This is a genomic window from Streptomyces sp. NPDC004561, from assembly GCF_053602155.1.
On sequence record NZ_JBSGDB010000336.1, the window covers coordinates 1 to 10,158 of the forward strand.

Below are 10,158 nucleotides of genomic sequence, written 5' to 3' on the forward strand. Positions count from 1 at the left end.
CGCGGGCAGTTCGTCGACGGCGGGCACCGGCGAGGTGCCGTCGGCCGGCTGTTCGGCGCGGGCCGCGGGGACGGAGCCTTCCCCCCGCCGGTCCGTGTGGGCGAGGAGGCGTTTGGCCTCCAGGACGACGCGCTTGTCGATGAAGCCCTTCGGGGTCTCGCCGGTGGCGGCGCGGACGGCGCGGACGAGGGTGCGGCGGGAGTAGCCGAGGGCGTCGGCGTAGGCGCTGACGCTGTGGTTGGAGGGGAAGCCCTGTTCGACCGCCTCCCGGAAGCGGGTGAAGGTGCTGTCCGTCTGCTGCGGGGAGGACCGCGCCGAGCTGGCCGCGAGATGGGCGAGGCGCAGCAGAAACGCCGTCAGGCTGTGGCGGAGGACGGCCGTGTGCAGGCCGAGCGGGAGTGTCGCCGTGTCCTCGTACTCGCGGCGCAGTTGGTCGAGGGCCGCCTGGAGGGCGGTGAGCTGGGCCGGGCCAGGGTGCAGCAGCGGCGGGAGGTCGTAGCGGTACAGGCCGGTGACCTCCACGGTGGCGCGGGGCAGGAAGCCGGGCTGCATGGTCAGGACGGTTCCGCGGTACACGCATTCCCGGGAGAAGCGGTGGACCTGCCCGGGACGGATCCACAGCAGGTCGCCTGCCGTGGCCTCGTACTCGGCGAAGTCGACCATGTGCCGTACGGGTCCGCCGGTGAACAGCATGACCACGTGGAAGTCGATGCGGTGCACGCGGTCCAGTGGGGCGTCGGCGTGCCAGGCGCGGTCGGCGTCCATCGGGCCGATCTGCATGCCCACGCCGCCTACGGCCAGCTCGGTCGGGAAGGGGAAGGTTCTGATTCCGTCGCCGTCAGCGCCGGCGCCCCCGGCTTGGGGCCTTGTGTCAGCCATGTCCTCTTCGTGCCGTCCCTGTCCCGCGATCACTGTCCCAGATTCACCACAGACTGACACACCCCGACCTTCCGTCGAAAAAGTCAGACTTTTAAGTTTGAACGCGTCAGGCCCGGAATCACGCACTGAACGAGGATTTCTTGAAGATGAGCTCGCAGACTTCCGACGGCTTCGAGTGGACCGACCTCGATCGGCGTGCCGTGGACACCGCCCGCCTGTTGGCGGCCGACGCGGTGCAGAAGGTCGGCAACGGCCACCCGGGCACCGCGATGAGCCTGGCGCCTGCCGCGTACACGATCTTTCAGAAGGTGATGCGACACGACCCGGCCGACCCCGAGTGGACCGGCCGTGACCGGTTCGTCCTCTCCCCCGGTCACACCTCGCTGACCCTCTACACCCAGCTGTTCCTCGCCGGGTACGAGCTGGAGCTGGACGATCTGAAGGCGTTCAGGACCCACGGCTCCAAGACGCCGGGGCACCCCGAGTACGGGCACACCGCCGGGGTGGAGACCACCACCGGGCCGCTCGGCCAGGGTGTCGCCAACGCGGTCGGCATGGCGATGGCCGCCCGCTACGAGCGCGGCCTGTTCGACCCGGAGGCCCCCGCGGGCGCCTCCCCCTTCGACCACATGATCTGGGCGATCGTCTCCGACGGCGACCTGGAGGAGGGCGTCTCCGCCGAGGCGTCCTCGCTCGCGGGCCACCAGAGGCTCGGCAACCTGGTCTTCCTCTACGACGACAACCACATCTCCATCGAGGGCGACACCGCCACCGCCTTCTCCGAGGACGTGCTGAAGCGGTACGAGGCCTACGGCTGGCACACCCAGCGCGTCGAGCCCACCGACGGCGGCGACATCGACGCACCCGCCCTGCACGCGGCGCTGGAGGCCGCGCGGGCCGAGACCGGGCGGCCCTCGATCATCGCGATGCGCACGATCATCGCCTGGCCCGCCCCGAACGCCCGGAACACCGAGGCCTCCCACGGCTCGGCGCTCGGCGCGGAGGAGATCGCGGCCACCAAGCGGGTCCTCGGCTTCGACCCCGAGCTGAGCTTCCAGGTCGAGGACGAGGTGCTGAGGCACTCCCGGCGGGCCCTGGACCGGGGCGCCGAGGCGCACGCGGCCTGGGACAAGCGGATCGCCGAGTGGCGCACGGCGAACCCGGAGAGGTCCGCACTGTTCGACCGTGTCGGCAAGGGCGAGCTGCCCACCGGCTGGCAGGACTCCGTGCCGGTCTTCGAGCCCGGCAAGTCGGTCGCCACGCGTGCGGCCTCGGGCAAGGTGCTGCAGGCGCTCGGCCCGGTGCTCCCCGAACTGTGGGGCGGCTCCGCCGACCTCGCCGGGTCGAACAACACGACCATCGACAAGGACAGCTCCTTCCTCCCCGAGGGCAACCCGCTGCCGGAGGCCAACCCGTACGGCCGTACCGTCCACTTCGGCATCCGCGAGTTCTCCATGGCCGCGGAGATGAACGGCATCGCCCTGCACGGCAACACCCGCGTCTACGGCGGCACCTTCCTCGTCTTCTCCGACTACATGCGCAACGCCGTGCGCATGTCGGCGCTGATGCAGCTGCCGGTGACCTATGTGTGGACGCACGACTCCATCGGCCTCGGCGAGGACGGCCCCACGCACCAGCCGGTCGAGCACCTGGCCTCGCTGCGCGCGATCCCGGGCCTGAACGTCGTCCGCCCGGCGGACGCCAACGAGACCGCGATCGCCTGGGCCGAGATCCTGAAGAGGCACGCCACGAACCCCGCCCCGCACGGGCTCGCGCTCACCCGCCAGGGCGTGCCGGTGTACGCGCCGAACGCCGACGCGGCCAAGGGCGGCTATGTGCTGCGCGAGTCCTCGACGGAGGTCCCGGAGGTGATCATCATCGCGACGGGCTCCGAGGTGCACTTGGCCGTGGCCGCGCGGGAGCGGCTCGAGGCCGAGGGGATCGGCACGCGGGTGGTGTCCATGCCGTCCGTGGAGTGGTTCGAGGAGCAGCCGCGCGAGTACCGCGAGCGGGTGCTGCCGCCGGCCGTGCGGGCCCGGGTCGCCGTCGAGGCCGGCATCGGCCTGACCTGGCACCGGTACGTGGGCGACGCCGGACGCATCGTCTCGCTCGAGCACTTCGGCGCCTCCGCCGACGCCGGGACTCTCTTCACCGAGTTCGGCTTCACCCCCGAGAACGTCGCCGCGGCGGCCCGCGACTCGCTCGCCGCCGCGCGCGCCTGACCCGAACGCGACAAGACAACGCGACAGATACACGACTAGAAAGATGACTATCGTGACCGAAGCAATCGCCACCGCCGGAGCCCTCGAGCGTCTCGCCGACGAGGGTGTCTCGATCTGGCTGGACGACCTGTCGCGCAAGCGGATCGCCTCGGGCAACCTGGCCCACATGATCGAGAACCGGAACGTCGTCGGCGTGACCACCAACCCGTCGATCTTCCAGGCCGCCATCGGCTCCGGCGAGGGCTACGAGGAGCAGCTCACGGACCTCGCGGTGCGCGGTGTGACGGTCGACGAGGCCGTGCGGATGATGACGACCGCCGACGTGCGCGCGGCCGCCGACATCCTGGAGCCCGTGCACCGCGCCTCCGGCGGCCGTGACGGCCGGGTGTCCATCGAGGTCGACCCCCGTCTGGCCCACCGCACCGAGGCGACCGTCGCCGAGGCCAGGCAGCTCGCCTGGCTGGTCGACCGGGCCAACGTGATGATCAAGATCCCGGCGACCCGGGCGGGCCTCCCGGCGATCACCGAGGTCATCGGCCTCGGCATCAGCGTCAACGTGACCCTGATCTTCTCCCTGGAGCGCTACCGCGAGGTCATGGACGCCTACCTGGCCGGCCTGGAGAAGGCGCGCGAGCGCGGCATCGACCTGTCGACGATCCACTCGGTGGCGTCCTTCTTCGTCTCCCGCGTGGACAGCGAGATCGACAAGCGGCTGACCGCGCTCGGCACCGACGAGGCGCTCGCGCTCAAGGGCCGCGCGGCCCTCGCCAACGCCCGTCTCGCCTACGAGGCGTACGAGGAGGTCTTCTCCTCGGGCCGCTGGCAGGCGCTGGCCGGGGAGAAGGCGAACCGGCAGCGTCCGCTGTGGGCGTCCACCGGTGTGAAGGATCCGGCGTACAAGGACACGCTGTACGTGGACGACCTGGTCGCGCCGGGCACGGTCAACACGATGCCGGAGGCCACCCTGAACGCCGTCGCCGACCACGGCGACATCACCGGCGACACGGTGACCGGCGGCTACGCGGGGGCCCGTGCCGACCTGGCCGCCGTGGAACGGCTCGGCGTCTCGTACGACGAGGTCGTCCAGCAGCTGGAGGACGAGGGCGTGGCCAAGTTCGAGGCGGCCTGGCAGGACCTGCTGGACGCAGTGGCGAAGTCCCTGGAGAACAAGGGAGTTGACGCGTGATGACCGAGACCGCAAGCCCGGCCCGGGCACCCGAGGAGGTGCGCGTGCCGGTCATGCCGGCCGCCGACTGGGTGAACCCGCTCCGGGACGCCCAGGACCGCCGGCTGCCCCGTATCGCGGGCCCGTCCGGGCTGGTCATCTTCGGGGTGACCGGTGACCTGTCCCGCAAGAAGCTGATGCCGGCCGTGTACGACCTGGCCAACCGGGGCCTGCTGCCGCCGGGCTTCTCGCTCGTCGGCTTCGCCCGCCGGGACTGGGAGGACCAGGACTTCGCGCAGGTCGTGCACGACGCGGTGCGCGAGCACTCCCGCACCCCGTTCCGCGAGGAGGTGTGGCAGCAGCTCGCCGAGGGCATGCGCTTCATCCCCGGCGACTTCGACGACGACACGGCCTTCAAGCAGCTGAAGGACGCCGTCGAGGAGCTGGACTCCTCCCGAGGCACCGGCGGCAACTTCGCGTTCTACCTCTCGGTGCCGCCGAAGTTCTTCCCGAAGGTCGTGCAGCAGCTGAAGAAGCACGGCCTGGCGAACCCGCCGGAGGGTGCCTGGCGGCGCGCGGTCATCGAGAAGCCGTTCGGCCACGACCTGGCCAGCGCGCGCGAGCTGAACTCGATCGTGCACGAGGTGTTCGAGCCGGACCAGGTGTTCCGCATCGACCACTACCTCGGCAAGGAGACCGTCCAGAACATCCTGGCGCTGCGCTTCGCGAACCAGATGTACGAGCCGATCTGGAACCGGTCGTACGTCGACCACGTGCAGATCACCATGGCCGAGGACATCGGCATCGGCGGCCGGGCCGGCTACTACGACGGCATCGGCGCCGCCCGTGACGTCATCCAGAACCACCTGCTCCAGCTCATGGCGCTCACCGCCATGGAGGAGCCCATCGCGTTCGACGCGGAGGCGCTGCTCACCGAGAAGCTGAAGGTGCTGAAGTCGGTGCGGCTGCCGGAGGAGCTGGGCCGGCACACCGTGCGCGGGCAGTACGCGGACGGCTGGCAGGGCGGCGAGAAGGTCGTCGGCTACCTCGAAGAGGACGGCATCGACCAGAAGTCGAAGACCGACACCTTCGCCGCGATCAAGCTGGGCGTCGACAACCGCCGCTGGGCGGGCGTGCCCTTCTACCTGCGCGCCGGCAAGCGGCTGGGCCGCCGGGTCACCGAGATCGCGGTGGTCTTCAAGCGGGCCCCGCACTCCCCGTTCGACTCCACCGCCACCGAGGAGCTGGGCCAGAACGCGATCGTCATCCGCGTCCAGCCCGACGAGGGCATGACCGTCCGCTTCGGCTCCAAGGTGCCGGGCACCTCGATGGAGATCCGGGACGTGTCCATGGACTTCGCCTACGGCGAGTCGTTCACCGAGTCGAGCCCGGAGGCGTACGAGCGGCTCATCCTGGACGTGCTGCTCGGCGACGCCAACCTGTTCCCCCGTCACCAGGAAGTGGAAGAGTCCTGGAAGATCCTCGACCCGATCGAGGAGTACTGGGCGGCGCACGGCAGGCCGGCGCAGTACGCGTCGGGCAGCTGGGGACCGAGGGAAGCCGACGAGATGCTCGCACGAGACGGACGGAGCTGGCGCAGGCCATGAAGATCGACCTGACCGACACCACGGCAAGCAAGATCAACAAGGCGTTGGTGCAGGGCCGCCGCGCCATCGGCACCCCTGCCGTGGGCATGGTCCTGACGATGGTGATCGTCACGGACGAGGAGAACGCCTACGACTCGATCAAGGCCGCCGAGGAGGCCTCGCACGAGCACCCCTCGCGCACCCTGGTCGTCATCAAGCGGCACGCCCGCACCCTGCGCGACCGCACCCACTCGCGGCTGGACGCCGAGGTCCGGGTCGGCTCCGAGGCCGGCACCGGCGAGACGGTCGTGCTGCGCACCTACGGCGAGGTGTCCGACCACGCCGACTCGGTCGTCCTGCCGCTGCTGCTGCCGGACGCGCCCGTCGTCGTGTGGTGGCCGGTGGACGCGCCCGACACCCCGTCGAAGGACCCGCTCGGCGCGCTGGCCCAGCGGCGGATCACCGACCTGTACGCGTTCGAGAAGCCGATGGAGGTCCTGCAGACCCGCGCCCGCAACTACGCGCCCGGCGACACCGACCTCGCCTGGACCCGGCTCACGCTGTGGCGGTCCATGCTGGCCGCCGCACTGGACCAGGCCCGCGCGCACATCACGTCGGCGGCCGTCGAGGCCGAGGCGGACAACCCCAGCGCCGAGCTGCTGGCCCGCTGGCTGGAGGCCCGTCTGAAGGTGCCCGTGGACCGCGTGGTCACCGCCGGACCGGTCGTCACCGCCGTACGCCTGGGCACCGACGGCGGCGAGATCGTCATCGACCGCCCCGAGGGCCCCCTCGCGTCGCTGACCCTGCCCGGCCAGCCGCCGCGCACCCTCGCCCTGAAGGTCCGCCCCACCTCCGAACTCATCGCCGAGGAGCTGCGCCGCCTCGACGCCGACGAGATGTACGCCATCGCCCTCAAGGGCGAGGCCGCCAAGGAGAACGCCTGAGATGGCCGACGCCAACTACCCGAACCTCACCCACCGGCCGCAGTGGACGGCGCTGGCCGACCACCGCGCCGAAGGGCAGCCGCACCTGCGCGAGCTGTTCGCGGCGGACCCGGGCCGCGCCGAGCGGTACGTCGTCGAGGCCGGCGACCTCCACATCGACTACAGCAAGCACCTGATCACCGACGAGACCCTGGCCCTGCTCCAGGAACTCGCCTCCGCCACCGGGGTGTTCGCGCTGCGGGACGCCATGTTCCGCGGCGAGAAGATCAACGTCACGGAGAACCGGGCGGTTCTGCACACCGCGCTGCGCGCCCCGCGCGACGCCGTGATCGAGGTGGACGGCGAGAACGTGGTGCCGAAGGTGCACGCCGTCCTCGACAAGATGGCCGGCTTCGCCGACCGGGTGCGCTCCGGCGAGTGGACCGGTCACACCGGCAGGCGGATCAGGAACGTCGTCAACATCGGCATCGGCGGCTCCGACCTCGGCCCCGCGATGGCCTACGAGGCGCTGCGCCCGTACACCGCACGGGAGTTGACGTTCCGGTTCGTGTCGAACGTGGACGGCGCCGACCTGCACGAGGCCACCCGAGACCTGGACCCGGCGGAGACCCTGTTCATCGTCGCGTCCAAGACCTTCACCACCATCGAGACGATCACCAACGCCACCTCGGCGCGCTCCTGGCTCCTGAAGGCCTGCGACGGCGACGAGAAGGCGGTCGCCAAGCACTTCGTGGCGCTGTCCACGAACGCCGGGAAGGTCACCGAGTTCGGCATCGACCCGGACAACATGTTCGAGTTCTGGGACTGGGTCGGCGGCCGGTACTCGTACGACTCCGCGATCGGCCTGTCGCTGATGATCGCCATCGGCCCGGACCGCTTCCGGGAGATGCTGGACGGCTTCCGGCTGGTCGACGACCACTTCCGCACCGCGCCCGCCGAGGCCAACGCCCCGCTGCTGATGGGCCTGCTCGGCATCTGGTACGGCGACTTCCATGACGCGCAGTCGCACGCCGTGCTGCCGTACAGCCACTACCTGTCCAAGTTCACCGCGTACCTCCAGCAGCTGGACATGGAGTCCAACGGCAAGTCGGTGGACCGCCAGGGCCGCCGGGTGGAGTGGCAGACCGGCCCGGTCGTGTGGGGCACGCCCGGCACCAACGGGCAGCACGCGTACTACCAGTTGATCCACCAGGGCACCAAGCTCATCCCGGCCGACTTCATCGGCTTCGCCCGACCGGTCGGCGAGCTGAGCGCGGAACTCAGTGCGCAGCACGACCTGTTGATGGCCAACTTCTTCGCGCAGACCCAGGCGCTCGCCTTCGGCAAGAGCGCCGAGGAGGTCCGTGCGGAGGGCGTGCCCGAGGAGCAGGTGGCGCACCGCACCTTCCGCGGCGACCACCCGACCACGACGGTCCTCGCCGCCGAGCTGACCCCGTCGGTGCTCGGCCAGCTGATCGCCCTCTACGAGCACAAGGTGTTCGTGCAGGGCGCGGTGTGGAACATCGACTCCTTCGACCAGTGGGGCGTGGAGCTGGGCAAGGTCCTGGCCAAGCGCGTCGAGCCCGCCCTCAGCGAGGGCGCGGACGTCCCCGGTCTCGACCCCTCCACCACGGCCCTCGTCGCCGCCTACCGCTCTCTCAGGAAGTGAACTGACAATGCAGCTCGGTCTCATCGGTCTCGGCAAGATGGGCGGCAACATGCGCGAGCGGATCCGCCGCGCCGGCCACACCGTCATCGGCTACGACCGCAACCCCGAAGTGTCCGACGTCAAGAGCCTCGAAGAACTGGTCGAGAAGCTGGACGCGCCCCGCACGATCTGGGTGATGGTCCCGGCCGGCACCGCCACCCAGGGTGTCATCGACGAGCTCAAAGACCTGCTGTCCGAGGGCGACACGGTGGTCGACGGCGGCAACTCCCGCTGGACGGACGACGAGAAGCACGCCGCCGAACTCGGCGTCAAGGGCATCGGCTTCGTCGACGCCGGCGTCTCCGGCGGCGTGTGGGGCCTGCAGAACGGCTACGCCCTCATGGTCGGCGGCGACAAGGAGCACGTGGAGCGGCTGCTGCCGGTCTTCGACGCGCTCAAGCCGGAGGGCCCGTACGGCTATGTGCACGCGGGCCGGGTCGGCGCCGGGCACTTCTCGAAGATGGTCCACAACGGCATCGAGTACGCCATGATGCAGGCCTACGCCGAGGGCTGGGAACTGCTGGAGAAGGTCAAGTCGGTGGACAACGTCCGGGAGGTCTTCCGCTCCTGGCAGGAGGGCACCGTCATCCGCTCCTGGCTGCTCGACCTCGCGGTCAACGCCCTGGACGAGGACGAGCACCTGAACAAGCTGCGCGGCTACGCGGAGGACTCCGGCGAGGGCCGCTGGACCGTCGAGGCGGCCATCGACAACGCGGTGCCGCTCCCGGCGATCACCGCCTCCCTGTTCGCCCGGTTCGCCTCCCGGCAGGACGACTCGCCGCAGATGAAGATGATCGCCGCGCTGCGCAACCAGTTCGGCGGCCACGCGGTCGAGAAGAAGGACTGAACCGCCGTGGGGGACCTTCTGCTGGTCCGCCACGGTGAGACGGAGTGGAGCCGGTCGGGACAGCACACCAGCTGGACCGACCTGCCCCTGACCGAGCACGGCGAGGAACAGGCCAAGTCCCTCGCCCCGCTCCTCACCGGCCGGACCTACGCCCTCGTACTGGCCAGCCCGCTGGGCCGCGCCCTGCGCACGGCCGAACTCGCGGGCCTGCCCGGGGTCGTGGCCGACTCCGAGCTGCACGAGTGGGACTACGGCGGCTACGAGGGCATCACCACCGCCGAGATCCACCGCACCCGCCCCGGCTGGGACCTGTGGACCGACGGCGTCGCGCCCGGCCCCGAGGGGCATCCGGGCGAGTCACCGGCCGAGGTGGGCGCCCGCGCCGACCGGGTGCTGGCCCGCGTCGACGCCGCCCTCACCGAGGACGCCGGTGACGTGGTCCTCGTGGCCCACGCCCACTTCCTGCGGGTGCTGACCGCCCGCCGGCTGGGGCTGCCGCCCGTCGAGGGCCGGCTGTTCCAGCTGGCCACCGGCACGGTCGGCCGGCTGTCCACCGAGCACGGGCGGCCCGTGATCGCCGAGTGGAACAGACGGCCGTGACAGATGCCTTCGCGGCCCGGGTCACCCCGTGTGGCCCGGGCCGCGGTGGTACAGCAGCCGGATCCGGTCGCCCGGGTCGTACGCGGCCGGCGGGACGAGCGTGCAGTGTGCGGCGGTCCAGCGCAGCAGCGCTCCGGCCGGGGTGCGGGCGCGCAGGGAGCGGTGCGACAGGACGACGTAGCGCAGCCGCCCGGTGCCGACGAGACGGCGGAAGTCCGCCGGCGCCGG

The 10,158-nt window shown here is 70.9% G+C and carries 9 protein-coding genes; 7 read left to right on the plus strand and 2 right to left on the minus strand.

The window, feature by feature from the left end:
- The coding region (locus tag ACWEN3_RS32680) for an AraC family ligand binding domain-containing protein (RefSeq protein ID WP_452978178.1) at positions 1-879 on the minus strand (879 nt) is incomplete at its 3' end.
- Positions 880-1,025: 146 nt separating this feature from the next.
- Between ACWEN3_RS32680 and tkt the strand changes: the two genes are divergently transcribed.
- Genes tkt through ACWEN3_RS32715 form a run of 7 tightly spaced genes read left to right on the plus strand, consistent with a single transcriptional unit; the run spans position 1,026 to position 9,930 of the window.
- On the plus strand, positions 1,026-3,101 hold the full coding sequence (gene tkt / locus ACWEN3_RS32685; RefSeq protein WP_452978181.1) for a transketolase: 2,076 nt from the start codon (positions 1,026-1,028) through the stop codon (positions 3,099-3,101).
- Positions 3,102-3,144: 43 nt separating this feature from the next.
- The gene (gene tal / locus ACWEN3_RS32690; protein ID WP_452978184.1) at positions 3,145-4,287 is read left to right on the plus strand and encodes a transaldolase; all 1,143 of its coding nucleotides are present in this window, start codon (positions 3,145-3,147) and stop codon (positions 4,285-4,287) included.
- Positions 4,288-4,340: 53 nt separating this feature from the next.
- On the plus strand, positions 4,341-5,873 hold the full coding sequence (zwf, locus tag ACWEN3_RS32695) for a glucose-6-phosphate dehydrogenase (RefSeq protein ID WP_452978202.1): 1,533 nt from the start codon (positions 4,341-4,343) through the stop codon (positions 5,871-5,873).
- Positions 5,870-6,796 (plus strand): glucose-6-phosphate dehydrogenase assembly protein OpcA, encoded by a 927-nt coding sequence (gene opcA / locus ACWEN3_RS32700; protein ID WP_452978187.1) that lies wholly within the window; start codon positions 5,870-5,872, stop codon positions 6,794-6,796. Before zwf ends, opcA begins: the two co-directional genes overlap by 4 nt.
- Position 6,797: 1 nt before the next feature.
- A complete protein-coding gene (pgi, locus tag ACWEN3_RS32705) occupies positions 6,798-8,444 on the plus strand; it encodes a glucose-6-phosphate isomerase (RefSeq protein ID WP_452978190.1) in 1,647 nt (548 codons plus the stop codon).
- A 7-nt stretch (positions 8,445-8,451) separates the two neighbouring features.
- Positions 8,452-9,330 (plus strand): phosphogluconate dehydrogenase (NAD(+)-dependent, decarboxylating), encoded by an 879-nt coding sequence (gene gnd / locus ACWEN3_RS32710; protein ID WP_452978193.1) that lies wholly within the window; start codon positions 8,452-8,454, stop codon positions 9,328-9,330.
- A gap of 6 nt (positions 9,331-9,336) precedes the next feature.
- A complete protein-coding gene (locus ACWEN3_RS32715) occupies positions 9,337-9,930 on the plus strand; it encodes a histidine phosphatase family protein (protein WP_452978196.1) in 594 nt (197 codons plus the stop codon).
- A gap of 21 nt (positions 9,931-9,951) precedes the next feature.
- Here the strand turns inward: ACWEN3_RS32715 and ACWEN3_RS32720 are convergent.
- A partial coding sequence (locus ACWEN3_RS32720) for a hypothetical protein (protein WP_452978199.1) occupies positions 9,952-10,158 on the minus strand: 207 nt, incomplete at its 5' end.

Coding starts and splice junctions, on each gene's coding strand:
- tkt (WP_452978181.1), top strand. CDS start 1,026: ATGAGCTCGCAGACTTCCGACGGCTTCGAGTGGACCGACCTCGATCGG.
- tal (WP_452978184.1), top strand. CDS start 3,145: ATGACTATCGTGACCGAAGCAATCGCCACCGCCGGAGCCCTCGAGCGT.
- zwf (WP_452978202.1), top strand. CDS start 4,341: ATGCCGGCCGCCGACTGGGTGAACCCGCTCCGGGACGCCCAGGACCGC.
- opcA (WP_452978187.1), top strand. CDS start 5,870: ATGAAGATCGACCTGACCGACACCACGGCAAGCAAGATCAACAAGGCG.
- pgi (WP_452978190.1), top strand. CDS start 6,798: ATGGCCGACGCCAACTACCCGAACCTCACCCACCGGCCGCAGTGGACG.
- gnd (WP_452978193.1), top strand. CDS start 8,452: ATGCAGCTCGGTCTCATCGGTCTCGGCAAGATGGGCGGCAACATGCGC.